This is a genomic window from Actinoplanes oblitus (genome assembly GCF_030252345.1).
GTDB classification, from domain to species: Bacteria; Actinomycetota; Actinomycetes; order Mycobacteriales; family Micromonosporaceae; genus Actinoplanes; species Actinoplanes oblitus.
The window spans coordinates 7,709,654-7,734,080 of record NZ_CP126980.1 but is presented as its reverse complement, the minus strand read 5'-3'; the positions used below and the strand labels follow the sequence as shown (position 1 = coordinate 7,734,080).

Here is a 24,427-nt window from a genome sequence, read left to right as displayed (position 1 = left end):
TGCGGGATGGCGGACGCGCGACGGCATTTTCTCGACCAGATCCGGCAGGACGGCGTCGCGCTGACGCCGGAGCTGGCCACGGCCTTCGCGGCCGTGCCCCGCGAGCTGTTCGTGCCGGAGGGCTTCCACCGGCGCGACGGCAGCCGCGTCGAGCCCGACGATCCACGGTTCCTCGACGCGGTCTACCGCAACGACGTGCTGGTCACCAAGCTGCACGGGGACGTGCCGATCAGCTCGTCCAGCCAGCCGTCGCTGATGGCGGTGATGCTGGCCGCGCTGGACGTGCGGCCCGGCATGCGGGTGCTCGAGATCGGCGCCGGCACCGGCTACAACGCGGCCCTGATGGCCACCCTCGGGGCCACCGTGACCAGTGTGGACGTCCAGGAGGACGTGGCTTCCCGGGCGCGCTCCGCGCTGGCCCGGGCCGGGATCGCCGGGGTGCGGATCGTCGCCGGCGACGGTTATCGGGGGCTTCCGGAGGACGATTTCCGGTACGACCGGATCGTCGTCACCGTGGGCATCGCCGGGCTCTCCCCGCACTGGTTCGAGCAGCTCACCCCGGACGGGCTGGTGCTCGCCCCGGTCGAGCACGCCGGTCACCACCCGGTGCTGGCGGCGCGTCCCGGCGATCCGATGGACGCCACGGTGGTCTGCCCGTCCGGCTTCATGAGCGCTGCCGGCCCGCTCGGCGCGCGCCACGCCGGCAGCCATCCGCCGTCGGCCGGCGTCCTGCCCGACCTGACCGAGACCGCCCCGCCGCGCTGGACGTCCCCGCTGGACACCGCCATGTTCCGCGACCTCTGGTATGCCGCCGGTGCCTGGCACCGGCGCGCCACCCTGGCCGCGCTGCCCGGCCGCGAGCAGGTCCATCTGGCCCTGCTGGACGAGACCGGCACCGGCGGCGCCGTGGTGCTGCCGGACGGCTCGATCCTGGCCGGCGGCGCGGAGGCGGACCGCTATACGGCTGTCGCCACCGCCCTGATCGACCGCTGGTCGCGGCTGGGCCGTCCGCCGATGCGCGCCTGGCGGGTCGGTCTCGGCCTGGACGGCGACCCGGCCGCCCCGATCTGGGTGCCGCGGGTCTGGCGCCTGGCTCAGGGCCGCGCTCCCAGGTAGGTGAGCACTGCCATCACCCGCCGGTTGGTGTCGTCGGTCGGCGGCAGGCCGAGCTTGGCCAGGATGTTGCCGACGTGCTTGCCGATCGCCGTCTCGCTGACGAAGAGCGCACCGGCGATCGACGAGTTCGACCGGCCCTCGGCGATCAGGGCGAGCACCTCCCGCTCCCGCGGTGACAGGCCGGCGAGCGGATCCCGCGGCCGGTGCAGCAGCCGCCGCACCACCTCCGGGTCGACCACGGTCCCGCCGGCCAGCACGGTGCGCAGCGCCGCCACGAACTCCGCGATGTCGGCCACCCGGTCCTTGAGGAGATAACCCACCCCGTCGCCGGTGCCGATCAGGTCGGCCGCGTACGCCTCCTGCACATACTGGCTGAGCACCACCACCGGCAGGCCGGGGCGCATCCGGCGCAGCCGTACCGCGGCGCGCAGCCCCTCGTCGTGGAAGTCCGGCGGCATCTTGATGTCGGTGATCACCAGATCCGGCTCGTGCGTGCCGACCGAGGTGATCAGCTGCTCGGCGTCGCCGACCGCGTCCACCACCGTGAACCCGAACCGGCCCAGCACCTGGATCAGCCCCTCGCGCAGCAGCACCCCGTCCTCGGCCAGCACCACCCGCGCGGTCACCTCGGACATGGCAGCTCCACCCGCAGCAGAGTGGGCCCGCCGGCCGGGCTGGCCAGCAGCAACCGGCCCCCGGCCGCCGCCACCCGGTCGGCCAGCCCGGTCAGCCCGCTGCCGCCGGCCGGGTCGGCTCCGCCCCGCCCGTCGTCCTCGATCTCCAGGTCGATCCGGGTGCCGTCGCCGGTCACCCGGACCCGGGCCCGGGTGGCGTGGGCGTGCTTGGCGATGTTGGTCAGCGCCTCGGCGGCCACGAAGTAGGCGGTGGTCTCGATCCCCTCCGGCGGCCGCGCCGCGATGTCGGTTTCGACGGTCACCGGGATCGGCGAGGTCGCCGCCAGCTCGCGCAGCGCCGCCGGCAGGCCCAGATCGGTCAGCACCTGCGGGCGGATGCCGTGCACCAGGTCGCGCAGCACCACCATCAACTCCTTCGCCTGGGTGTGCGCGAGCCCGAGCGGCTCGGCGGCCGGCGACCCGTCCGGCAGGTCCAGCCGGGCCAGTCCCAGGTGCAGGGTGAGGCTGGTGAGCCGGTGCTGCGCGCCGTCGTGCAGGTCCCGCTCGATCCGGCGGCGTTCGGCGTCGAACGCGTCGGCCAGCCGGGCCCGCGACTGGTGCACCTCGCTGAGCTGGTCCCGCAGCGGATCCCCGGCGCCGAGCAGCCGGCGGGCGAGCAGCGCCTGCCCGGCGGCGAGCGCCCCGGCCAGGTAGAGCAGGACCGGCACCAGGACGATCCCGGCCAGGCAGAGCGGGACACCGCGGAGCCCGCCGTGCACCTCGTAGTCACCGAAGTTCCAGGTGCCGACGCTGAACGGGCTGAACAGCATGAGCGCCTCGACGAGCAGCAGCAGGAACGCGCCGAAGAAGACCGGCGGCGCCAGCAGGGCCAGCAACAGCGCGTAGAGCACCGCCCGCCAGGTGCTCTCGTCGCGCAGCCGGGAGATCAGGTCGCCGCCGGGCCCGCCGTGCAGCGGCCGCTCGTCGACCAGCCGGAGCCGGCGGCGGTCCAGCGCCGCCACCGGCAGCGCCACCAGCGGGGCCGCGACGGTGAGCAGGGCCGCGCCGAGCAGGGCGAGGAAGATGACCGCGCCGTCCGGGCCGCGGCCGTGCCCGACGTCGTTCGCGGCCACCAGCAGCGGCAGCAGGCCGAGCCACAGGCCGCAGGCCAGCGGCGTGGCGACGATCGCGGTGGTGGCCAGGAACAGCGACGACCGCCAGGGCCACGGGGTGATCAGATAGCGGCGGTCGCGCAGGGCCGCGCTCAGCGTTGTGATGGACACCGATTCACCGTAGGCGGCCGATCATGCGCGGCCCATCCCGCTGGCCACCGTGCCGAGGTGTACCCAGGCATACCCCCGGTCACCATCGGCCGGCTCGGCGATCGCGCCACGGACGGCCGTCCGGATCGTAGATCAACCGGTACGCCGGAGTCGCCCAGGCGCGCTGGAACCAGGGGAGACGCTCGGTCGAGTGCGGGATCAAGCGGCCCGGCGGGCGGGGGCCGCGACGACCGCCGTCGCTCCAGTCGCGCAGCGCCTCGGCGGCCGCTGTCATCCTGCGCACCGCGGAGACCGGGTCCAGCAGGTCCTTGTCCTCCTCGGTGTCGAGGTGCTCGCGCATCAGCGCGAGCCGCAGCTCGCGGGGGAACCGCCGGGCGCCGTCGCCCAGCCCGGCCGGATCCCGCGGGTCCCGCTCGTCCGGTGTCGTGTCGAGGACCGCGCAGGACAGCTCGCTGTCGTGCGTCCACGAACGACGGTTGAAGTTGTCGCTGCCCACGCTGCACCACACGTCGTCGACAACGCACACCTTGGCGTGCACGTAGATCGGTGTCCCGGCGGTGTTCTCCAGGTCGAAGATGTGCACCCGGTCGGCCGCGGCGTGCCGGCACAGGTCGATCGCCTGCTCCCGGCCCACCTGGTTGGGCGGCAGCGCGAACGCCCCGTCCACGTCCGGATGCCGCGGCACCACGGCGATCAGGTGCAGCTCCGGATTGGCCTGCAAGGCCTCGGCGAACAGCTGGGCCACCTCGGCCGACCAGAGATACTGGTCCTCCAGGTAGATCAGCCGCCGGGCCCGCTTGATCGCCTTGGTGTAGCCGCGTGCCACCGTCTGCTCGCCGAGCGGGGCGAAACCGTAGCGCGGGCGCATCGCCGGATAGGTCCGCAGCACCTGCACGGTCATCGGCCCGCACGGCGGCGGGTCCGGTGGCTGCGGCGGCATCCGGTCGGCGTGCAGGTCGGCGTGCTTCAGCTTGTCCATCGCCGTGGAGATCGGCCCGTGCTGGTCCAGCGGCGCCGGATCGCACCAGCGCTCCCGGAACGTCAGGTCCAGCGCGCCGACCACCGGTCCGCGCAGCTCCAGCTGCACGTCGTGCCAGGGCGGGGTCGGGCCGTAGGCGGCGGCCATCCGCACCGCCTGCTGGTCACCGTGATGGTCGGCGTCGTCCCGCCGGCTGTGGCACAGGTCGATCCCGCCGACGAAGGCCACGTCCCGCTCGGGCCGGCCCGGGTGCCGCAGCACCACGAGTTTCTGGTGGTGCGAGCCGCCGCGCCGGACCCGCTGGTCGAGCAGCACCTCGCCGCCGGCCTCCCGGATGGCGTCCCCGAGGTTGCGGTTCTCCTCCTCGCTGTACGCCAGCTTGTCCAGGTGCGAGCGCCAGAGCAGCCCCTTGACCACCACGCCGCGCCGGGCGGCCGCCGCGAACAGCTCGGCGATCGTCGGCCCGTCGTCGGCCACCAGCTCGTCCGGGTCGCCCCGCCAGTCGGTGAACAGCAGGTGGTCACCCGCCTCGAGCCGCTCCACTTCCGCCATCAATCGGGAGAAGTACGTCTTTCCGTGAATGAGTGGTTCGGCGGTGTTTCCGGAACACCAGGTGGGTAAGTCGGTGTGCGGGTTGCCGCGTTCGGCGGCGGTCAGCAGCCAGTCCTCCGGTGGCACAGGCAACCCCTCCGAGGTCGACGACGCCCTCACCGTAAGCCCCCCGGCCGCCGCACGCATGTCCCGCGACCCCCGCGGAGGAGTCTCCTCATGAGCAGTGAACCGCTCACCACCACACCCCTGCCCGAAACCGCCGAATCCGCCGAGACGGGTCTGCTCGTCACGGTGCTGCTGCTGGTGCTGCTCGGCACCACCGCACTCCTGTTCATGTCCTGATCTCGCCGCTCGCGATCTCGTGGTGGGCCGCCCTCACAGCACCCACTCGTCGTCGCGGATGATGTCGACGGTCCCTTTCGGACCGGTGCCGGTGACGGTGATGCCCTCCCCGCCGACCACCACGTCGGTGTGCACCCCCGAGACGTTGAGCCCCAGCTCGGCGCGCTGCTCGGGGGTCATGCCGACGCCACCCGGCACGGCGAACGGGAAGCTCTGGCCCCACGCCACGTGACACCCCGCGTTCTCGTCGTAGAGCGTGTTGTGGAAGACGATGCCGGCCTGGGCGATCCGGCTGTCCCGGTCGACCAGCGACACCTCGCCCAGGTGCCGGGCGCCCTCGTCGGTGGCCAGCTGCGCCTCGACGATGTCCTGCCCCTCGTCGGCGGTGGCCGCCACGATCCGGCCGCCCTCGAAGGTCAGCCGCAGCCCCTGGACCAGCCGGCCCTGCAGCGCCAGCGGCTTGGTGATCCGGAGCGTGCCGTCCGCCCGCCGCCGGTCCGGGCTGGTGAACACCTCCTCGGTGGGGATGTTCGGCAGGTACGGGATCCCGGCGTCGTCGATCATGCCGCCACCGGTCCAGTGGCAGCCCGGGATCAGCCCGACGGTCAGGTCGGTGCCCTCGCCGTGGTAGCGGACCTCGGTCAGCTCCAGCGCGTCCAGCGTCGCCCCGCGCTCGCCGAGGGTGGCGGCCCGCTGCTGCCAGGCGGCCACCGGATCCGGCTGGTCGAGGCGCATCGCGACGCCGACGGCGGCCCACAGCCGGTCGACGTCAGGCTCGCCGTAGACCTGGGTGGCCCACCCCGGGTTCGGCGCGCCGATCACCGTCCAGCGCAGCTTGCCCATCACCGCGTCGCGATAGGCCAGCTGCTCCTCCACCCGGACCGCGGCGGCCCGCGCCGGGTCGGCGCCGTCGAGCACGTGCGGGTCGGCGTCACCGACCAGCGTGATGAAGGCGGAGCCCTGCTCGGCCCACTCCTGGATGCGCCGCACCGCCCACGGGCGGCTGGACCGGAGCTGGTCGAGAGAGGCGTGATCGACCGCCGAGCGGTGCATCGGGCCGTCTCGCCACACCGGCTCGACCCAGGCGGCGCCGGCTCGGTAGGCGGCCTCGACCACCGCGCGGGCGACCTGCAGGTGGGCGGTGTCGGTGTTGAGCACCACACCCTGCCCGGGCTGGATGTTGACCCCGGCCCGGACCACGACGTCGGCGAAACGCTCGATCCAATTCATGCCGGAAGCCTAGTTGCGGGCGCCGGCAAAAGCCCGCCCGTCAACCGAGGTTGACAATCCGGGCTGCGTCAACGTAGGTTGACACCATGACCGAGGCAACCGACCTCGCCGCCGCCGCGAGCAGCGCCGACCCCCGGGTCGGGCTCCGCGCGGTGGTGGCACTGCGCCGCCTGCTGGAGGGCCTGGAGCACCTCCAGGTGGCGAATGCCCGTAGCAAGGGCTGGTCCTGGCAGGAGATCGCCGACGCGCTCGAGGTGACCCGTCAGGGCGTACACAAGAAGCACGCACGTCTGATGCCGATGCACGACCCGCGGGAGGGCTGAGATGTTCGAGCGATTCACCCTGGATGCGCGCGCCGTCGTGACCGGCGCCCAGGAGCAGGCACGTGAGCTGGGCCATTCCAGGATCGGCACGGAGCACCTGCTGCTCGCGCTGCTGGCCACCGACTGCGGCGCGGCGGCGGTGCTGCGCGGGGCCGGCGTCGACCGGGCCGCGGTGCGCGACGCCGTCGTCCGGCACGTCGGCGACCGCACCACCGAGTCGGCGGCCACCGCGGAGCGCGATGCCGAGGACGCCGCGGCGCTCAAGGCGATCGGCATCGACCTGGAGGCGGTCCGCGCCGCGATCGAGGAGAACTTCGGCGCCGGCTCGCTGCGGCTGCCGCGCCCCGCCCCGAAGAAGCGCGGCCTCTTCGGCAAGCAGTACTTCACCACCAGCGGGCACATCCCGTTCTCCGCGCGGAACAAGAAGGTGCTAGAGTTGTCGCTGCGCGAGGCGTTGCGGCTCAAGCACAAGTTCATCGCGCCGGAGCACATCATGCTGGGCATGATCCGGGAGGGTCAGGGGCTGGCGATGCTGGTCCTCGCCGAGCGTGCGGTGGACATCGAGCGACTGCGCGCCGAGCTGACCCGGTCCCTGGAGGTCCGCAGCGTCAGCTGATCGTCAGCCGCATCCCCGGCTCGTGGCTCCTGCGGAACCCGAGCGACTCGTAGAGCGCCTCGCCGTCGGCCGACGCCCGCAGGTCGGCGGCCCGCACCCCGCGCTCCCGGAACCACTCCAGCAGCGCCTCCATGCAGGCGCGGGAGTACCCGCGCCGCCGCATATCGACATCGGTCACCACGTTGTAGACGTAGCCGATCCGCCCGTCCGGGTTGGCCGGATTGCCCAGCCGCTGCTCGATCTGCCCGAGCGCACATGCCGCCAGTCCGTCCCCGGCCGGCCGGTCCACCACGAACGCGCCGAGCGTCGCCGCCGGCCGCCCGAGCTGCTCCACCAGCGTCCGGCGGGCCGGCTCGCGCCAGTCGTCGTTCCACCCCGGCATGTCGAAGGTGCGCAGCAGAATCGCGCGCAGCCGGATCAGTTCCCCCGCGTCGGCGGGCACTGCCTGACGGATCGCCACGGCCGCAGGTTAGCGACCCGGTCCCGGCCCGCTGTGCTTCGGGTGGACGATTTCCGGTACGCCCGGAGCCGCCGAGCCCGGGGCTCGGCGGCATGCGGTCGGTAACGGGCAATCTCCGGCGGCCAACGGTGCGGGCTCATCGCGTACCGAAAGAATCAATCGGTGTGCGGCAGCCGGGCTGCCGGGATGGTGCCCAGGCGGCCCTTCTGGAAGTCCTCGAAGGCCTGCTGGAGCTCGGCCTTCGTGTTCATCACGAACGGGCCGTAGTGCGCGATCGGCTCGCGGATCGGCCGGCCGCCCATGATGAACAGGTCCAGCTCGGTCTTCGCCTCCACGCGGATCGCGTCGCCGGTGCCGAACGTGGCCAGCTGACCGAGTGTGATCGGGCGCATGTCGGTGCCGGCCCAGCCCTCGCCGGAGAGCGTGTAGACCAGCGCGTTGTACTCCGGCTGCCACGGCAGGTCGAGCCGCGCGCCCGGCTGGAGCGTCACGTGCGCCAGGTTGATCGGGGTGAAGGTCGAGCCGGGCCCCGCGTGCCCGGCCACCGAGCCCGCGATGATCCGGATCAGCGCACCGCCGTCCGGGGTCGTCAGCAGGGCGGCCGCCTTGCCGCGGATGTCCTGGTACTTCGGGTCGATCATCTTGGCGGCGCGCGGCAGGTTCACCCAGAGCTGCAGTCCGTGGAACAGGCCGCCGCTGGTCACCAGGTGCTCCGGCGGCGCCTCGATGTGCAGGATCCCGGAACCGGCGGTCATCCACTGCGTGTCACTGTTGGAGATCGAGCCCCCGCCACCCAGCGAGTCCTGGTGGTCCATGATCCCATCGATCATGTAGGTGACCGTTTCGAATCCCCGGTGCGGGTGCCAGGGCGTGCCCTTCGGTTCGCCCGGCGCGTAGTCGACCTCACCCATCTGGTCCAGGTGGATGAAGGGATCAAGCTCGGACAGCGGCACCCCGGCGAACGCGCGCCGCACTGGGAAGCCCTCGCCCTCGTAGCCCTGCGGCGCGGTGGTCAGGCGGCGCACCGGGCGGTACTCCGTCGTGACCGGGTCCAGCTTCGGCAGACGCGGCAGAACAAGGACGTCATCAACGGTGATCGCAGGCATCTCAAGCCCTCCTGACTTCAGTGCGGTCAGCGTAGCTCTTTCAAATCTGAAAGACTAGGGATTCCTTTAAAATCTGAAAAACTAGTGAGCCACGTCATCCGGCTCTAGGCACGAAAAGCCCGGCCGCTAGGGCGGGCCGGGCTCGTTCGTTGCTCGTCAGCGGTGGGATGTGACCTAGTGGGCGGCCCCCTTAAGTCGGGTCGCCCGCCAAGGGGCCTTCTTATGCAGGGGGCGCAGACGCGCCAGAACAGAGAAGGAACAGAGCGGCCGACCGTTGTCCGGATCAGCCGCAGGTAGTGGGCCAAACTCGGGCGCGACGCTCCTGATGTCCGGGCCGTGCCGGTAAACCAGGAGAAGCCGACTGCGACGAACTCCTCTGGGGGGCCCAACTCGTACCGGAGTTGCCGTGCTCGTCAACGCCGGCGGGTCGGAGCACCGGGACGGCGTCGGGGAACCTCACGGGGCCTCCCAGGGTGCGCGGGGCTGCGTCGGCCACTCGTACGCCGGCGGCGTACGGATGGAGTAGGCACGTGCTCGGCCGGTTGCGGCGGCCTTGACGACTCGGATCTCGCTGTCGGTGAGATAAGCGGACGTCGAGCCCTGGGCGTACTGGTAGGAGTAGGAGCCGACGGATTCGCTCGGGAAAGCGTCCGGGTTGCGGTAGCCGCGCAGGGCCGCCGCCAGAACGACAGCCACGACGGCCGCCGGAGCGGTGATCGTGGCCCCGTCGGTGGCGACCCAATCGACACCCGCCTCCAGTCGGACAAGAGCCGAGACGTCGTCGAGCGCAGCACGTGCCCGCGCAAGGTCGGCGCCGGTCAGGGCCTCGCCGTCGAGGCGCACGGCAAGCGCCTCGACGGTGGCCAGCGGAGGCAGACTCACGCTCGGCCCCCCGCTCAGGCAGGAACGATCGAGGTCTTGACCCGGATGGCCGGAGTGATCAGGGAAGTCGCCCCATCCTTGGCCAGCCGCTTGACCTTGATGACCTGAGCGCCGGCGTAGGTCGGGAAAACCGAGCGGTTCTTCAGGATCGAGGAGCCGTAGTCCTTGATCCAGGTCATCGCGAAGCCGCCCTCGGACTGCATCGCGGAGAAGGCAGTGCCCTCCGGCGGGTACGGGGCACGGATCGCCAGGGACACCGCATCACGGTTGTAGAAGATGGTCTCGTCATCGTCGAGACAGTTGTGCTCGAAGGTGTTGAAGCCCCGGACGCGCCCGACACGGGCGTTGCGCAGAGCCTCCGTCGAGCCGGACTGGGAGGCGTCGGAGATCGCCTTCGCGTCGGTCAGCTCCGCGTACACCCCGGTCCCGCACGCCGCCCAGAGCCCATCCGGAGACAGGCCCAGGTCGCGGAGGGTCTTCCGCGCCTTGGTGAAGGTCAGCTCCGGAGTCGAAGCGTTGTAGGGAAGGGTCAGGGTCTCCGGGATGCCCCGGCGACGGCGACGGGATCGAATGAGTGGGCGGAGTCATCGGTGGCGTGGCCCGGGGTGAGGCGCGGCTTCGGCCGGCCCGGAATCGGGTCCGGGTCGACGGAGACGCTGAAGTCCGCGGCGACCTTCTCGGCGCTGGCCTTGATCTCCTCCGGCGTCGAGCCGGAGACGTAGGCGGCCAGGTGCGCCGGGATGCAGGCGGAGGCGATGGCGTCGGCCTTCGCCGCGTCGAGCCGCGACTGAGTCAGTTCACCCTTGAGCGCGTCGAACTGCGACTTCAGCTCCGCGACTTCCGAGGCCGGGGTCTTGGCCTTCGCGCGGGCCTCGGCGAGATCGCGGCGCAGGTTCTCGACCAGGCGCGCAGCACGCTCGGGGTCGAAGTCGCCCTCCCACTGCGGCACCTGGCCGGAAGGGGGTGGGGTGGTGCTGGGCGCATCATCGGCCGTGTCACCGTTGCCAGCGGGCGCGGTCGAGGGCGAGGTGGTGGGGTCTTCCGACAAGGTGTGACCTTCTGGATCCCGTGACGGCGTGCGGGACCTGCCCGCTTCTCTTTCGGGTGAACAGCGCTAGGCCACTACATGCGCAGCGTCTTGGCACGATGACGGAACGTCGAAGATGTGTGCCAACTCCGCCAAAATTAGATCCAAGGGTATCTATTTTCATGCGCGACATGAGTCCTTTGAGCAGAGTGACGGCCATGTTGTTGCGTGTGCTGGTTGCCGTAAATCTCGTCCTGTTGGGAGTAATTGCTGGGCTCACTGCGGCCTGGATCAAGGACGCGAGTGGAGGGTCGCTTGCAGAGGTCGCTGCCTACGCCGCTGGCGCGTTCATCGGAACAATGACGGTCGGACTGGGCCTGTGGATGGCGCTTGTTATGACCAGCGATGACAGTTCCAGGCCCTGAGGTATCCCTGGGTTTACGCCTTCCGTCGGGCTTCATAGGCTCGGCGGAAGGCTCTTATTGTCTCGCGACCGGAGTACCCTTCGGTTGAGTCCTTCCAAAGGGGGGCGTACTCGCGGGACCGGCCCGTCCACGCTCCGCCACGCGAGAAGACCGGTACAGGAATGCAGCCGCAACCGTCGTGGTACGGGTCCTCTCCCCTGGCACTGTCTTTGCCTATGTAGACCGCCCCCCGGCCAGCGAGCATGGCGCAGAAGTAGCAGGGATCGCCGCCGGTCAGCCGTGCCCAACCCAGCGCGACCCGATCGCGCCGAACCGTGTCGCGGACGGTGCTGCGGCCGGCGTCCGCGGTGTGCCGGGCGGCAGCGCGGGCCGTTGCCGCGCGGGCACGTGAAATCGAGGTCTGAATCGTCGCGCCTCCCGCGAGGGATCGCTTCACCTGGACAGGGCCCGTAACGAATAGGCTCGTCGCGAGCCGGGCCGGCGGGAGCTGCCCGGCATAGGCAATCGCAGGAGCATCACCGCCGACGCCCGCGGTACGCGGTCAGGGAGGCACCCGCGACCAGGGCACTGACCCGACGCGCCTCCGCGATTATCTGAGTGACCACGCGAAGGTAGGCGGGAAAGATCCGGTCGAGGTCGGTCGGGTCGAGCAAGGTGACGAGCCCGGTTGAATCCGCCGACTCAGCGCCCGCGGTTGAAAACGAGGACACGGGTGAGTACGTCGAGGGCGCCGAAGCTCCTGAGGTGCTTCCCGAGACTGGCGACCCAATAGCTCTTTCGAATCTGAAAGACCAGTGTTTAGCTTCAAAGCTGAAGAACTAGTGAGCTGCGTCATCCGGCACGCAAACGGCGAGGCTTACGCGCGGTCGCTGGCGGTGGGATTGAGGACGGAGCGGTTTGGGTGATCAAGCCGAGCGAGACAGCGGCGGTTGCCCGTGGGCGAAGTTGACGGTGCCGTCCAACACCGGCCGGCTGCCTCACTCGCCCGCTGATGCCTGGGCATCTCCAACAGCGTTGACGGGACCCGCTCAAAGATGATCGCGTTGTCCCAGCCGAACCAACCTGGGTGCCGGCCGGAACGTGCCGCATGGTCCAGTCGCGGACGTGCGTGAACGACGCCCCACCGGCTGCCCTGCCGACTGCGAAAAGGATCAGCACGAGCGCCGCGGTCTCGATCCGGTGCGGCGCTGGGCGTACGGACCTTCGCGCCTCACCTCCGGCGTTACGCGCCTCGGCCGGAATGGCAGAGGCCCAGGCCGGTGGGGGTCTGAGGCCTCTCGGGAGTGGACTATTGCGCCGCGATGCGGTTCGGGGGTTTCCAAGTCGCATCAGGCGCGATACGGTGCGCGCAGACCTTGTACGGGTTACTAGTACGTTATGCGACGGTTGTGCGCATCATGAACAAAAGGACACCCCGGGCTTTGAAGCGCGGGGTTTCTGCGTTCCCATGGACCGCATGCCAAATCGGTTCTGCGTTCTCGTCGTCTTTCTCGAATTAGCCATCATCGCGGCATTGATTGCTGGCTGGCTTTCGGACGCGGCAGGCGCCAGCGTCAACCAAATCGTTACGGCCGGCGCCGGTGCCTTCTCCGGAACACTCCTCCTGACGGTGACCATTTGGGCCGCGATGTTCAAAATGGAGAAGACCAGCCGTCGAGTGGAGCGGTGACCGGGTCGCCATCCTGCCTCACGTCGAGGATGTGAGCGAAGGCGTCAACCATCGACCGGCCATCCGCGGCGCAGCGGCGGAGGATGTCGTACACCATGACGCGCACGGTATCGACCTCATCGGAGATGATCCGGACGGGGTAGGAAGCCGACACGCTGGTAATCGCTTTTGTGCGACAGGAGCCCGACAATGTCCTTGCCCGGGCGGACTGTGCAAATCACGCCCGCGATCCTCGTTCATCCGGATCTCGGAGAAGGCGGCGGCGCGGGAAGGCGGCGGGTCGCACCGAGGGGCATGGCCGACAGCCGCGATCCCAGCCCGCTGCTCACCACCGTCGGCCTATCTCGCGGTCGCTGCTGCCGGAATCGCACGGGAGGCCATTCGTCAGCGCTCTGGAACGATGCGTGCGGAGTTGCGTCAGAACGGCGACACCGCGCGGACGGCGAGGTTTCTCCGGAAACGAAGAAGGACAGCGATCCTCCGACTGGCAAGCCGAACAGCCAGGCAGCGGCCCGTCCGGCGCGGTCCTGTCGCAAGAGCAAGCTGCGGTGGGTGGCCGGTTCGCCAGGCACACCGAAGAGTGCCACGCGGCGGAAACCCGTCCGGTGGCTACAGCATTCGGTCGCCATCTAGAGCCCGAGGCGCTATGCCGCTTCGGTGCGGAGGGCAGCCGCCGATGGTGCATCCCCAGGGATGGACCAAAGGACTGTCAGCAATCAGCCTTACGGTGATTCTCCGTCTTGGCGACGCGTCTAGGAGGACGATATCTACATGTCAGAACTGGGAGGCAAAAGCCTGGAAGACCTCTGCAAGATGTGGAACGACCTACCGATCTCGGTCGCGTCGTTCGCCGACCTCGTCGAGAAGACGAAGCGCGACGGTCCACGGTCGGACGCTGCGTACGCGATGAAGGCAGTAGCCGAGGAGATAGCCGAACTGAACGAAGTGGCGACCGTAATCGCCGACAGGTTGCTCGCCGGCGAGGAACAACACAGCGACTGTCACCTCAGTGGCTGACCGCGCCGGGATGCGGTGACAATGGCGCGGCCGACCATCCCCAAGCTCTGGCCGGCCCCGTTACCAGAGGCGCCGATCGTGATGTCACGCCTTGCGGATTTTGGCGAAGGCGCGGCCGATGACGGCCAGTTCCTCGTCGTCGAGGTGGTCGATGAAGCTTCGGCGGACGGTATCCAGGTGCGCCGGCGCGGCCTCGCGCAGCGCCGTCAGCCCCCGCTCGGTCAGCACGGCCTCGAAGCCGCGCTTGTCGTCGGGACAGCTCTCCTTGTCGACCAGACCGCGTTTGACCATGGAGCTGATCTGATAGGTGACCCGGCTCGGCGACAGGACCAGCCGGCTGGCCAGCTCGCCCATCCGGATCCGCCGCCCCGGCGCCTCGGCGAGCGCGACCAGGACGTGGTAGTCGTTCATGCTCAGCCCGGTGGCGGCCCGCAGCTCGTCCTCGAGCGTCGTGTGCAGCGCCCACGAGCTCTCGATGAACGCGCGCCAGTGCCGCAACTGGCTCTCACTGAGCGGTTCAGCCATGCGAAGAAGCGTACTCGTTCAAAACTGAAACTTCAAATTCAAAGTATCAGGTACGTCCCCGCCGAGTCCCGTGCCTACCCGCGATGTCCGCTTTTCCCCACGACCGCGAGGCCGCGCCGGGCCGTATCCGCCCCACCCGGTGAGATCAACACCAGGAAAGCGGGCCACCGGACTCGCCACGAGCGCGTGCCGAAGGTGGCGACGCCGGAGCTGACGCCGTGGACCGAGGCAGCCCCGGCGCGGTGCTCACGGCGTACCGGAAATCGGCGGTCCGAAGTGGCTGGGCCGGACGCGGGCCGAACGCGAAAGCCGGCCCCGAAGGGCCGGCCTTTCCGCAGGTGAACCGATGATCAGTTACTCGAAGGCGGGCAGCCCGCCGAGCGACCCGAGCGACACGGTCAGCTCCACCGGGTGGTGCACCGGCGCCGCCACCGTGAAACGCGCCCCGAACGGGTCCCGCAGCTCGGCGAATTCGGACAGGCCCGCCTCGGTCGGCTCCGCGAGAAGCGCACCGCCCAGGCGCTCGCACAGATTCGCGGTGGCCGCGATGTCCTCGACCTGGAAGGCCGCCCGCCACCAGGCGCCGCGGTAGCCCGAGGCCAGGCCGGCGATGGCGTCGTGGGCCTGGTTCAGCCACTCGCCGACGCCGAAGTCGTGACGCAGCAGCCAGCCGAACGCGGAGCCGTAGAACAGAGCGGCGGCGTTCGGGTCGTCGGTAATCAATTCCGGCCACGACATGGTGCCCGGCTCGCCACCGGCCTGCGCCCCCGCGAAGTCGGCCGGCTCCCAGAGCCCGATCACCGCACCGGCCGGATCGGCCACCACCGCCCGGCGCCCCCCGTGCGCGTCGGCGGGCTGGCTCACGCAGGCGCCGCCGGCCAGCGCCACCTGCTCCAGCGTCTCCTCGAGGTCGGGTGTGCTCAGATGCGTGAGCCACCCGTCGGGACGGTTCGCCCCGCTGCGGGTGAGCCCCGCCACGGCCCGCCCGTTGAGCTTGAAGCGGTCACCGGCTGATTCCCAGCCGAACAACTCTCCGTAGAACTGCGCCGCTCGCGCAGGATCCGCACTCGCCAATTCCACCCAACAGGGTGTCAGTGGTGCATACCCTCTGATCCGCATGTGCCGCTCCATCATGGACGTCCCCAGTTGCTGAGCACTCTACGGCACTGATAACGCTTCGTCACCACCGCACGGTTCATTGTCCGGTTTAGAGCAGTATTAAACTACGTAGCGTAAGTACGTGAGTGATCCATGTGATAGTGACAGCGGTTGTGGAAGATAGTTCACGTTCGGAACTGTCAGTAATCGGATCGAAAAACGTCTTCGCGTGCGCATGGTTACTCTCTGTTGAGCAGCATCTCGAACCAGACAGTGGAACCACGCACCGTGGGATCGGTGCCCCACGAGTCGCTCAGCTCCTCGATCAGGCCGAGTCCGCGACCCCGGCTGGCGAGCGCGTCGGCCCGGGCCCGGATCACGCTGCCCCGGGTGCCGGTGTCGGCCACCGAGACCAGCAGCCGCTCCGCGTTCAGGTCGATGTGCACCTGTGCCGGGGTGCCCGCGTGCAGCAGGGCGTTGGTGGTCAGCTCACTGGTGCACAGGATCGCCGCGCCGATCACCGGCTCCGGCACCTGCCACTCGCGCAGCCGGGTGGTCATCCACTGCCGGACCCGGCTCGGCCCGGTCGGCTCGGCGGCCACCTGCATGGTCGCCGACCGGCTCATCGCCAGGGCATGCTCCACCGCGAGCACCGCCACGTCGTCGTCGGTGGTGCCCTCGACCGCCGCGGTGGCCAGCGAGCACATGTTCCGCGGGTCGCCGCTGGCCGAGCCGGCGGCGGCCGCGACCAGCGCGTCCAGGCCGGCGTTCAGCGGGCGGCCGCGGCGCTCCACCACGCCGTCGCTGTACATCAGGATGGTGTCGCCCGGCTCCAGCAGCAGTGAACCGGTCTGCCAGCGGCCGCCCAGGCCGAGCGGGGCGCCGGGCGGCACCTTCACCAGCTCGGCGGTGGCCGGCTCGCCGCGTAGCCCGGCCCGGCGCAGCACCGGTGGCGGGTGGCCGGCGCTGGCCAGGGTGATCGAGCCGTCGGCCGGGTCCAGGACGCCGTAGACCACGGTCACGAAGATCTCCTCGTTCCGCGACTCGGCGCCCAGTGAGCCGACCAGCCGGTCCAGCCCGGCGAGCACGCTGGGCGGGGCCGGGTCGGTCAGCGCGAGCGCCCGCAGCGCCGCCCGGACCTGGCCCATCACCGCGGCGGCGCGCACGTCGTGCCCGGCCACGTCGCCGAGCACCATGGCCAGCCGGCCGTCGATGAGCCGGAACGCGTCGTAGAAGTCGCCACCCGCCGCGTTCCCGTCGACGCCGACGTCGTAGCGCGCGGCGATCCGGAAGGTGTCCAGCTCGGGCAGGTGCTCCGGGAGCATGCTGCGCTGCAGCAGCTGGGCGGTGCCGTGCTGGGCCTCGAACCGGCGGGCCCGCTCGGCCGCCTGCGCCACCAGCTCGGCGGCGGCGCGCAGCAGGGCCCGCTCGGCCGGGAGCCAGGCGTGCGCCCGGCGGAAACCCATGGTCAGGGCGCCGCGCACGGAAGGCGTGCGCAGCGGGAGGGCGGCCAGCGCGCGAACCCGGCGCTCGTGCCGATCCTGCGCGATCGCGCGCAGCGGCTCGCCGTCGGCGACGAAGGTCGCCCGGCCCGACTCGGCCGCGGCGACCAGTGGCGCGGCCAGGTCGGTGCTGAGCCGCCGCCAGACCGGGGGCAGGCGCTCGTCCGCCTCGTCCAGCATCTCGCCGCGGATCCGGCGGACATATCGGTAGGAGCCGCCGTCGTCGACGGCGAGCGCGCAGTGGTCGAGATCGAAGGAGGCCATCGCGTACGCCAGGACGACGCGGGTGACATCGTCGATGGTCAGCGCGCCGGCCAGCCGGGCGGTCAGCTCACTGAGGCTCTGCAGCCGGTGGATCACCTGGGTCGTCTCGGCGGCCACCGTGAGCACGCCGACGGTCGACCCACGCGAGTCACGCACCACGGAGTGCCCGCGGGTGTAGAAGGCCGGCTCCGCGCCGCCGGGCCGCAGCGTCACCTGGCTCTCCGGCTCCAGCACCGGATGGCCGGTGCGGAACACCCGGCTGATCACGTCACCCATGCCGGGCTGGTCCCACGCCTCGCCGAAGGCCCGCACCGCGGGCACGCCCAGCGCGGCCGGGTGCAGGTCGCCCAGCACCTCCGCGTAGGCGTCGTTGTAGAGCACCAGGCAGTCCGGCCCGTAAATCAACATCATCGGGACCGGGGACTCGAGCAGCAGATCGACGGCGGCGCGCACGGCCGGATCCCACCCGTCGGCCGGGCCCAGCGTCGTGCCGGACCAGTCGCGGGCGTGCACCAGAGACGCGCATCCCTTGGCGCCCGCGGACTGCACGGGCAGCGTGGAGATCGCTGGCGGGCGTGCCGCTCCCGAGCCGACCATGCAGAAAGACTATCCCGAGTGGGCCGTTTGTACGATGTCGCACCGGCCGACCGTCCGATTCTTGACGGAGTGCCGGAAGTCGTCCCCGCACTGCGTCACACTGCGTGATCGCCCACTGTGACCTGCGTATTCCTTGATCATTTATAGTCGCGCCCGTGATCGAACGAGGGGAGCCGCTGCCGGTGCGCGTACCGGGCCCGGGTCCGGGAGCTCCGGCGCCGGACGCGTGGACCGAGCGGCGCTGGGCCGAGTTGGACGGGTGGTCGCAGGCGGCGGAGACGGTCACGATGCCGGTGGTGCTCGACGCGCCCGACGACGATCCCTATCCGGCGTCGCCCGGCCGGCGCCTGGTGGTCGCGGAATCCGGATCCGTCACGTCATCTGCCTCTTCCGATCCGGCGCCCGGTTCCGGAATGCCGGACATGCCGGCCAGCCGGCCGGGCACCGGCCGTCGCCGCTGGGCCGGGCTCGCCGGCGCCGGGCTGGCGGTGCTGGTGGCGGCCGGGGCCGGCTATGCGATGACCGGCGACGGTGCCGGACCCCCGGCGTCCACCGTGCCGGCGCCGGTCACCAGCGCGGTCACCTCGGTGCCCGACGCGCACCCGGTGAAGGACGTCGTGCCCGCCACGGCCGCCGTCACCCCAGCCTCGGCCGCACCCTCGGCCTCGCGAAAGCCCAAGCGCCGGCGGACGGCGTCCGCCTCGCCCTCGGCCACCGGGCGGATCGGCAAGCCCACCCTGACCGTGGGACACGGTACGCAGCCGACGAGCGGGACGCCGACCGTCGAGCCGACCGCCGGGACCGGGCGGCCGGAACCGGACAGCACGCCCACCGAGCCGGCCGCGGCGACCGGGTGGCCGGCGACGGAGCCGACCACCGGCTGCGCGGTCGGCGAGACGGTCTGTTCCTGAGCCGCCGGCGGTTTTTGTCAGGGGCTGGTGGTACATCCGACTCCTAGGGTTTCGTGGAAGGCGCCGACCGGCGTGCCACACGGAGCGAGGGAGGGCGGATGACCGGCGACGGGTTGAGCCGTGGACTGAGTGACATGTGGCGGTCCCTGGTGCTTTACCTCCCAGTGGCGCTGGCGTTCGTCGCCGTGCTGCTGATCGGCTGGCTGCTGGCCCGGCTGGCCCGCACGATCACGGCGAGAGCGCTGCGCCGGGTGGGCCTCGACCGCGCCGCCGGGCGCGGTCTCGCCGGCCGGCTGTTGCGCGGCACCGACCCGGTGGCGCTCTGCGCCCGGCTGGCCTACTGGGCGGTCCTGCTGATCGCGGTGCAGTTCGCCTTCGGCCTGTGGGGACCGAACCAGGTGAGCACCCTGCTCAACGCGTTGATCGCCTGGCTGCCGCAGCTCTTCGTGGCGATCGTGATCGTGGTGGCCGCGATCGCCGTGGCCGGCGCCGTGCACGACCTGATCGGCAACGCACTCGGCGAGCTGGGCTATGCGCGGGTCCTGGCCAGGGCGGTCGCCGCGGTGATCGTCACGCTCGGCGTGATCGCCGGGCTGGACCAGGTCGGCATCGCCACCACTGTCACCCGGCCGCTGCTGATCGCGGTGCTGGCCACCGTCGCCGGGGTGATCATCGTGGGGGTCGGCGGCGGGCTCGTCCGGCCGATGCGGCAGCGCTGGGAGGGGTGGCTGGACCGGGCCGCCGTGGAGTCGGCGGCCATCCGGGAGCAGGCTCGGGCGTACTCGGAGGAGCGTGCCCGCCAGGCCGCGGCCCGGGCGGAGGAGGAGCGCCGCGCCGAGGAGGCCCGCCTGGCGGAGGCGGCCCGGCAGGCCGAGGAGGAGCGGAAAGCGGCGGAGGCCCGTCGCCTGGCCGAGGCCCAGCGCGCCGAGGAGGCACGCCGGGCCGAGGAGGAGCGCCGAGCCGAGGAGGAACGCCGCGTCGAGGAGCGCCGGGCCGAGGAGCAGCGCCGGGTGGAGGAGCGCCGGGCTGAGGAGCAGCGTCGCGCTGACCAGCAGCGTCAGGCCGAGGAGCAGCGCCGGGCCGAGGAGGCGCGGCGGGCCGAGGAGGCGCGGCGGGCCGAGATCGAGCGGCGGCAGCGGGAGGCACGCGCGGCCGAGGACCGTCGCGCGTCATCGGCTCATCCGGGACGACCCGACGACGAGACCCAGGTGATCCCGGCTCCCGGCGAGGACGGGCTGCACTTCATCCCGGGATTCGGCGGCGCACCGGAGACTTCCGGTGACGAGGAGCCGGGCGATCCGGGACCGCGTGCCAGCACCGGCGAGACCACGGTGATCACGCCGGGCGTGCGGCCGATGTGGTCCGACCACCACGGCTCGGGCGCGGGGGAGTCGTCCGGGCAGCCGGGAGGCGGTGGTGGACGGTTGGCCGGGGCTCCGCAGGGGGCGGCTGACGACTCGGAGACGGTGCCAACGGCGTTCCCACGAGATGCCGGGTCTTCCTCGGCGGGTGACGAGCGGACGGTGCCGACCGTTCTGGTGGGCGGTGACGGATCGCCCGGGGGCGCGTCGGAGGGTGTCGCGGGGGACGCGGAGCCGGATGACCGTGACGCCGGCGGGACGACTGCGGCCGACGGCCCGGGCGGCGGCGTGGCCGACGGCCCGGGCGGCGGGTTGGCCGACCCGGCGGCGGGCGGCGGGGCGGCCGACTCGGCGGCGGGCGGCCGGGTGGCCGATGGTGACGGTGATACGACCACGGTGATCACCCAGGGGTCCGGTGAGGAGACGACGACGGTGATCCCGTCGCCCGGGCCGGACCGGACGGTGGTGATCGACAAGGCCGAGGACGGGGACCGCACCCAGGTGGTCCCGCTGCCCCAGCCGGAGCGGAGCCGGACCGACCCGGACGGTTCCGACGACTCGCCGACGATCCCGTCGGCGCGGCCGAAGGATCCGCCGGCCGAGTGACCGGTCGGCGGGGGTGCCGGTCCGCGAGGGCGGCGGCCTGTGGGGGTGCCGGTCCGCTGCTCGGCCGGTCGTGGCGGCGGTCGCACGGGGAAGGGCCGGCACCGCGGGCGGTGCCGGCCCTGTGGGCTTGGGCTGGTTGTGGCTGATCAGGCCGGCTGTCGGGCCGGGTGATCGGTCAGGCCCGGCCCTTGCCTTGGCCTGCCGTCGGCAGGGCTGGTGAAGGGTCTGGCAGATCCGGCCGGGTGGGTCAGTTCGGGGTGGGGAGGGTGCGGGCGAGCATGCAGACGGCGAGCAGGCGGCGGAGGACCCAGTCGTTCTCGGACCAGTCGATCTCGCCCTCGGGGGCGACCCAGCCGTGCTGGTAGGCGGCGTCGCGGACGCCCTCGGCGTAAGCGGCGAGCAGGATCGGGGTCAGCGGGCGGGTGTCCGCGGCGAGGCTGTCGCGGACACCGGCGGCGTGCTGGTCGATCACGGACATCAGACCGGGGGAGGCCTGGGCGGCGGTGAGACCGCTGACGCCAACGGCAGCGGTCAGGTCGGCGAGCGAGGCGTGCGCGGAGCGGAGGGCGGCGCGGGCGGCGGCGTTGCTGAACAGACCATTCATGAGAAGAAAAGTTAGAGACCGCCGGGTAGCCAACGGTTCTTCCTAACGGTGCAGCTCGGTTGAAGCTGTCGTTGTTCGGCGACGGGTCGAGCGGGTATGAGCGGAATCGGAAACTGAGGGAGAGGAAGGGCGCGATGGCTACAGAAACGGACGGCGGGCCGGGCGCTGCGGGCGGCGGACCGGGCGGCACGGACGGCGGCACGGGCGGCGGCTCGGGCGCGGCGAGCGGCGGGCCGGGCGGCACAGGCGGCGGCTCGGGCGCGGCGAGCGGCGGCCCGGGCGGCACGGACGGCGGGCCGGGCGCGGGGAATGGCGGCGGGAGCGGGCCCGATGCGCGGCATCGGCGGCCGGAGGGGCTCGACGACGTCACGGTGCAGGCGCTCGGGAAGCTGAGTGAGGCGCTGGAGACGGTGGAGCGGGTGCGCGGGCATCTGTACTCGATGCATCAGCTGACCGGGACCGCCGACTTCATGCTGGACGAGGCCGTCTCGCTGTTCATGCAGGGTGGGCACACCGCTGTCGCGGAACGGATCGAGCGGGAGCTGATCGGGCGGAACGTGGTGCCGGGGCGGTGGACGTTCCAGCTCGTCGAGGAGTATGACGACGGGTATTACCGGGAGCTCCGGCAGGTGGAGGAAGACGCTCGGAACGAGCTCGCGGGCGGGCGCCGGCATCTTTACGAGGCGGAACTCAAGGAACGCCGCCGCACGCACGGCCGCCCTGGACACGAGGCGCTGCCCGGCTGACGCACGCGCCATGGACGCGGCCGCGGGTGTCGCCAGCACGCCGGGGCCGCTGGCAGCACGGTGCCAGCGGTCGCGGGTGGATGGGCCGACGGCGGGTGCCGGGGCGCGGTTAGTGGGCCGCGGGCGGCGACGTGCCGGGGCGGTGAGGGGGCCGCGAGCGGCGGGTGCCGGCGGCGCGGTGGAAGGGGCCGGTTATTCCGGGATCTCGGCGGGCTCCGGGCGGCGGCGCTGGGTGTCGTCGGCGACGATGACCGTGGCTACCACCAGGGCCACGACGACGGCGAAGAACCACGAGGCGTCATCGATGAGCTTCGCTGCCAGCGGCGCCTGGAAGGCGGCCAGGAGGAAGCCCAGCCACGCGAGGCGGCGCTGACGTTCAGACAGGAATCCGGCAGATCGCACCCGGAAATTCTGGCTCGATAAGTCCGGATCGCCGTCACCCGTTCGGCCGATTCTGCGTTGTCCGATGGTGCCCTCAACCTTGCGTCGGAGCCACTCAATTGCCGCCGTAGTGGGTGCGTTCGCGCTGGTCGGAGCGGGTCTGGTCCCGATCGTCCGGAAATCCGGGCCGGTTTCGCTGCCGGTACCGGTCCGGCCGGATCGGGTGGTGGCCGGATCGTTGCTTGACCGGACCGGCTCACGACCGGAGCGGGGTGCCCGGCTCACCGTGCTGGACGCCGCGAGCCGGGTCCGGGTGGTGACGGCGGAGCTTCCCGGGCTGCTCTACCGGGTGAGTTCGGCGGGGGACGCCGGGGTGGCGCCGGTGGTCAGCCGGCGCGGCGGCCGGGTCCTGGTGCGGCTGCGGGCCACCGGCGGCGACGGCCTGGACGAGGTGCGGATCCTGCTGAACCGGGACGTCCGCTGGGACATCCGGCTGCCGGCCGGTGCCGGGGAGGAGCGGGTCGATCTGCGCGGCGGCCTGGTCGATCGGCTGGATCTGGGCGCCGCCGGGCTCGCCGAGCTCTGGCTGCCGGCCCCGGCCGGTACGGTGCCGGTCACCTTCACCGGCGGCGTGGGCTCGGTGGTCGTCACGGCCGGGACCGGAGCGCCGTTCCGGCTGGCGCTGGACGGTGGCGCCGGCGCGGTGGCCACCCCGTGGTTCACCAGTAACGGCACGCCGGCCGGCGCGATCCTCCGGGAGGGCGGGTGGCCACGAGCCGCCGACCGGTACGCGGTCCGCGCGGTGGCCGGGCTGGGCGACGTGCTCCTGCGACGCCACCTGCCGGCTCGGCGCCCGAGCGGCTGACGCCGCGAGCCGGTCCCGCCGAGAACACGCTGATCACTGCGGCCCGCTCGGTCCCACCGTGCTCGGCCGCACGTCGTCCCCCGGCTGGTTGCCGGTGTCGTTGTCGTTGGGTTCGTTCTGTCCGTCGGTGTCCCAGGTCGCCATGGCGTTCTTCAGATCCTGCAGGGGCAGCTTCTCTTCGTCGCGCCAGGCGCCTTCGGGTTGCTCGGTCATGACTGTCGCGTACCCGGTGGGAGCCGCCCGAAACGATCAGGCGACGGCCCCGGCCGGGACGGGACCGGCGGCGGCGTACCGGGAATCGAGGGGCTCGGGGCGGGCGGCGCGGGGGACCGTTCGCAGGCCGTACCGGAAAGCGGGAACCTGGCGGGAGGCGGACCGTGAGGGGGCGACGGCATGAAGACGGCCGCCCCGGAGGGCGGCCGTCAGCCGGAAGATGAAAACGGTCAGATGCCGGGCCGGTCGACCTTGCCGCGCCAGGCGCCGGTGGTGATGCCGCCGCGGCTCTCGATGAACTCCTTGAAGCGGTGCAGGTCGCCCTTGACCCGCCGGTCCACCATGCCGAGCTTGTCGCCGGCGGTCTCCACGAACCCCTGCGGGTCGAAGTCGAGCTGCACCGTGACCCGGGTGTGCGTGTCGTCCAGGCGGTGGAAGGTCACCACGCCGGCCTGTTTCTCGCCCTCCGTGGCGGTCCAGGCGACCCGCTCGTCCGGGAGCTGCTCGGTGATCTCCGCGTCGAACTCGCGGGTGACCCCGGCGATGGTGGTCTTCCAGTGCAGGTGGGTGTCGTCCAGCTGGTGGATCTCCGCCACGCCGTCCATGAAGCGCGGGAACTCCTCGAACTGGGTCCACTGGTCGTAGCAGGTGCGGACCGGGACGTTGACGTCAACGAACTCGGTGACCGTGCTCACGCGGTACCTCCTTCACTCGCGTGCCAGGCTTCGGCGGTGTTCTGGAACGTCCTGCCCTCGGGCAGGCTCCGGATCCGCCGCAGCACGTCGTCGGGCGCTTCCATGGCCAGCGCTGACGCCTCCAGCGCCGACCGGTCGCCGGGGAAGGCGTTCCGGTTCAGGTAGCTGCCGAACCGGCTGAGCGCCTCGCCCTGCGAGCTGCCCACGCCGTTCGGGATGCCCCGGCCGAAGTCGCCGTTCGGGGCGATGCTGACCGGCGGCTGATCGTCGCCGGACGGCTCGGGTGTGTGCCATTCCTCGGCGCGGTTACCGGCGACACCCTGGGAGATGCCACGCACCTCCTGGGCCATCTGCTCGTCGAGCACCGCGCCGTGCTTGCTGTTTCCCCGTTCCATGATTCACGGGGTGCCCTCGCGGT

General features: G+C 71.6%; 29 protein-coding genes and 1 pseudogene. 12 read left to right on the top strand and 18 right to left on the bottom strand.

Annotated elements, in window-relative coordinates; translation table 11 throughout:
• The first annotated feature begins 6 nt into the window (after nt 1-6).
• Entirely contained in the window at nt 7-1,116 is a 1,110-nt protein-coding gene (locus Actob_RS34400; protein WP_284916068.1) for a protein-L-isoaspartate O-methyltransferase family protein, read from the top strand.
• Here the strand turns inward: Actob_RS34400 and Actob_RS34395 are convergent.
• From Actob_RS34395 to Actob_RS34385, 3 genes are all read right to left on the bottom strand, one after another.
• Complete coding sequence (locus tag Actob_RS34395; protein ID WP_284916067.1) at nt 1,095-1,751, bottom strand: response regulator transcription factor; 657 nt, start codon at nt 1,749-1,751, stop codon at nt 1,095-1,097. The two genes, Actob_RS34400 and Actob_RS34395, sit on opposite strands and share 22 nt — an antisense overlap.
• Nucleotides 1,739-3,013, bottom strand: a complete 1,275-nt coding sequence (locus Actob_RS34390; RefSeq protein WP_284916066.1) for a sensor histidine kinase — start codon at nt 3,011-3,013, stop codon at nt 1,739-1,741. The genes Actob_RS34395 and Actob_RS34390 overlap by 13 nt, the downstream gene beginning before the upstream one ends.
• A 79-nt stretch (nt 3,014-3,092) precedes the next feature.
• Complete coding sequence (locus Actob_RS34385) at nt 3,093-4,670, bottom strand: phospholipase D family protein (protein ID WP_284916065.1); 1,578 nt, start codon at nt 4,668-4,670, stop codon at nt 3,093-3,095.
• 90 nt (nt 4,671-4,760) lie between these two features.
• Here Actob_RS34385 and Actob_RS34380 point away from each other — a divergent pair, with 90 nt between their 5' ends.
• Nucleotides 4,761-4,886, top strand: coding sequence for a hypothetical protein (locus tag Actob_RS34380; protein ID WP_284916063.1), 126 nt, complete (start codon nt 4,761-4,763; stop codon nt 4,884-4,886).
• A 33-nt stretch (nt 4,887-4,919) separates the two neighbouring features.
• Here the strand turns inward: Actob_RS34380 and Actob_RS34375 are convergent, their stop codons facing one another.
• Nucleotides 4,920-6,116, bottom strand: coding sequence for an aminopeptidase (locus Actob_RS34375; protein ID WP_284916062.1), 1,197 nt, complete (start codon nt 6,114-6,116; stop codon nt 4,920-4,922).
• 86 nt (nt 6,117-6,202) lie between these two features.
• Here Actob_RS34375 and Actob_RS34370 point away from each other — a divergent pair, with 86 nt between their 5' ends.
• The 3 genes and pseudogenes from Actob_RS34370 to Actob_RS44150 all read left to right on the top strand — a co-directional run bounded on the left by Actob_RS34370 (nt 6,203) and on the right by Actob_RS44150 (nt 7,055).
• Complete coding sequence (locus tag Actob_RS34370) at nt 6,203-6,439, top strand: helix-turn-helix domain-containing protein (protein WP_185045887.1); 237 nt, start codon at nt 6,203-6,205, stop codon at nt 6,437-6,439.
• Nucleotide 6,440: 1 nt separating this feature from the next.
• Nucleotides 6,441-6,578, top strand: a pseudogene (locus tag Actob_RS44155) (Clp protease N-terminal domain-containing protein); the annotation flags it as partial.
• A gap of 354 nt (nt 6,579-6,932) precedes the next feature.
• A complete protein-coding gene (locus Actob_RS44150; RefSeq protein ID WP_407653730.1) occupies nt 6,933-7,055 on the top strand; it encodes a Clp protease N-terminal domain-containing protein in 123 nt (40 codons plus the stop codon).
• On the opposite strand, the gene Actob_RS34360 is transcribed toward Actob_RS44150, so the two are convergent.
• The 5 genes from Actob_RS34360 to Actob_RS34340 form a co-directional block, all read right to left on the bottom strand.
• Nucleotides 7,048-7,515: a GNAT family N-acetyltransferase gene (locus Actob_RS34360; RefSeq protein WP_284916059.1), complete on the bottom strand. Its 468-nt coding sequence runs from the start codon at nt 7,513-7,515 to the stop codon at nt 7,048-7,050. The genes Actob_RS44150 and Actob_RS34360 overlap by 8 nt on opposite strands.
• Nucleotides 7,516-7,670: 155 nt before the next feature.
• The gene (locus Actob_RS34355) at nt 7,671-8,621 is read right to left on the bottom strand and encodes a pirin family protein (RefSeq protein ID WP_284916058.1); all 951 of its coding nucleotides are present in this window, start codon (nt 8,619-8,621) and stop codon (nt 7,671-7,673) included.
• 456 nt (nt 8,622-9,077) lie between these two features.
• On the bottom strand, nt 9,078-9,503 hold the full coding sequence (locus Actob_RS34350; protein WP_284916057.1) for a hypothetical protein: 426 nt from the start codon (nt 9,501-9,503) through the stop codon (nt 9,078-9,080).
• 14 nt (nt 9,504-9,517) lie between these two features.
• Nucleotides 9,518-9,922, bottom strand: a complete 405-nt coding sequence (locus Actob_RS34345) for a hypothetical protein (RefSeq protein WP_284916056.1) — start codon at nt 9,920-9,922, stop codon at nt 9,518-9,520.
• 110 nt (nt 9,923-10,032) lie between these two features.
• Nucleotides 10,033-10,551: a hypothetical protein gene (locus Actob_RS34340; protein WP_284916055.1), complete on the bottom strand. Its 519-nt coding sequence runs from the start codon at nt 10,549-10,551 to the stop codon at nt 10,033-10,035.
• 197 nt (nt 10,552-10,748) lie between these two features.
• Between Actob_RS34340 and Actob_RS34335 the strand changes: the two genes are divergently transcribed.
• The gene (locus tag Actob_RS34335) at nt 10,749-10,955 is read left to right on the top strand and encodes a hypothetical protein (protein ID WP_284916054.1); all 207 of its coding nucleotides are present in this window, start codon (nt 10,749-10,751) and stop codon (nt 10,953-10,955) included.
• Nucleotides 10,956-10,968: 13 nt separating this feature from the next.
• Here Actob_RS34335 and Actob_RS44225 read toward each other — a convergent pair whose 3' ends face one another.
• Nucleotides 10,969-11,391, bottom strand: coding sequence for a VG15 protein (locus tag Actob_RS44225; RefSeq protein ID WP_456319233.1), 423 nt, complete (start codon nt 11,389-11,391; stop codon nt 10,969-10,971).
• A gap of 1,020 nt (nt 11,392-12,411) precedes the next feature.
• Here Actob_RS44225 and Actob_RS34330 point away from each other — a divergent pair.
• Entirely contained in the window at nt 12,412-12,624 is a 213-nt protein-coding gene (locus Actob_RS34330) for a hypothetical protein (protein ID WP_284916053.1), read from the top strand.
• Between the two features lie 771 nt (nt 12,625-13,395).
• Nucleotides 13,396-13,641 carry a hypothetical protein gene (locus tag Actob_RS34325; protein ID WP_284916052.1) on the top strand — a complete coding sequence of 82 codons (246 nt, stop codon included), beginning with the start codon at nt 13,396-13,398 and terminating at the stop codon, nt 13,639-13,641.
• Between the two features lie 84 nt (nt 13,642-13,725).
• Here Actob_RS34325 and Actob_RS34320 read toward each other — a convergent pair whose 3' ends face one another.
• The 3 genes from Actob_RS34320 to Actob_RS34310 all read right to left on the bottom strand — a co-directional run bounded on the left by Actob_RS34320 (nt 13,726) and on the right by Actob_RS34310 (nt 17,627).
• Nucleotides 13,726-14,166, bottom strand: coding sequence for a MarR family winged helix-turn-helix transcriptional regulator (locus Actob_RS34320; protein ID WP_284916051.1), 441 nt, complete (start codon nt 14,164-14,166; stop codon nt 13,726-13,728).
• Nucleotides 14,167-14,520: 354 nt separating this feature from the next.
• Nucleotides 14,521-15,246, bottom strand: a complete 726-nt coding sequence (locus Actob_RS34315) for a VOC family protein (RefSeq protein WP_284916050.1) — start codon at nt 15,244-15,246, stop codon at nt 14,521-14,523.
• A gap of 257 nt (nt 15,247-15,503) precedes the next feature.
• Entirely contained in the window at nt 15,504-17,627 is a 2,124-nt protein-coding gene (locus tag Actob_RS34310) for an ATP-binding SpoIIE family protein phosphatase (RefSeq protein ID WP_284916049.1), read from the bottom strand.
• A gap of 155 nt (nt 17,628-17,782) precedes the next feature.
• Between Actob_RS34310 and Actob_RS34305 the strand changes: the two genes are divergently transcribed.
• Both Actob_RS34305 and Actob_RS34300 read left to right on the top strand, forming a co-directional pair.
• Entirely contained in the window at nt 17,783-18,538 is a 756-nt protein-coding gene (locus tag Actob_RS34305; protein WP_284916048.1) for a hypothetical protein, read from the top strand.
• Between the two features lie 149 nt (nt 18,539-18,687).
• Complete coding sequence (locus Actob_RS34300; RefSeq protein ID WP_284916047.1) at nt 18,688-20,505, top strand: mechanosensitive ion channel family protein; 1,818 nt, start codon at nt 18,688-18,690, stop codon at nt 20,503-20,505.
• Between the two features lie 247 nt (nt 20,506-20,752).
• On the opposite strand, the gene Actob_RS34295 is transcribed toward Actob_RS34300, so the two are convergent.
• Complete coding sequence (locus tag Actob_RS34295; protein ID WP_284916046.1) at nt 20,753-21,109, bottom strand: DUF6401 family natural product biosynthesis protein; 357 nt, start codon at nt 21,107-21,109, stop codon at nt 20,753-20,755.
• A 371-nt stretch (nt 21,110-21,480) separates the two neighbouring features.
• On the opposite strand from Actob_RS34295, the gene Actob_RS34290 reads away from it, so the two are divergent.
• Entirely contained in the window at nt 21,481-21,855 is a 375-nt protein-coding gene (locus Actob_RS34290) for a hypothetical protein (RefSeq protein ID WP_284922436.1), read from the top strand.
• A 192-nt stretch (nt 21,856-22,047) separates the two neighbouring features.
• Here the strand turns inward: Actob_RS34290 and Actob_RS34285 are convergent, their stop codons facing one another.
• Nucleotides 22,048-22,257 carry a hypothetical protein gene (locus Actob_RS34285; RefSeq protein ID WP_284916045.1) on the bottom strand — a complete coding sequence of 70 codons (210 nt, stop codon included), beginning with the start codon at nt 22,255-22,257 and terminating at the stop codon, nt 22,048-22,050.
• 217 nt (nt 22,258-22,474) lie between these two features.
• Here Actob_RS34285 and Actob_RS34280 point away from each other — a divergent pair, with 217 nt between their 5' ends.
• Nucleotides 22,475-23,101: a hypothetical protein gene (locus Actob_RS34280; protein WP_284916044.1), complete on the top strand. Its 627-nt coding sequence runs from the start codon at nt 22,475-22,477 to the stop codon at nt 23,099-23,101.
• Nucleotides 23,102-23,134: 33 nt separating this feature from the next.
• Here Actob_RS34280 and Actob_RS34275 read toward each other — a convergent pair whose 3' ends face one another.
• The 3 genes from Actob_RS34275 to Actob_RS34265 form a co-directional block, all read right to left on the bottom strand.
• On the bottom strand, nt 23,135-23,314 hold the full coding sequence (locus Actob_RS34275) for a hypothetical protein (RefSeq protein ID WP_284916043.1): 180 nt from the start codon (nt 23,312-23,314) through the stop codon (nt 23,135-23,137).
• Nucleotides 23,315-23,544: 230 nt separating this feature from the next.
• Entirely contained in the window at nt 23,545-24,009 is a 465-nt protein-coding gene (locus Actob_RS34270; protein ID WP_284916042.1) for an SRPBCC family protein, read from the bottom strand.
• Nucleotides 24,006-24,404 carry a DUF2795 domain-containing protein gene (locus tag Actob_RS34265; protein ID WP_284916041.1) on the bottom strand — a complete coding sequence of 133 codons (399 nt, stop codon included), beginning with the start codon at nt 24,402-24,404 and terminating at the stop codon, nt 24,006-24,008. The genes Actob_RS34270 and Actob_RS34265 overlap by 4 nt, the downstream gene beginning before the upstream one ends.
• Nucleotides 24,405-24,427: the final 23 nt, after the last annotated feature.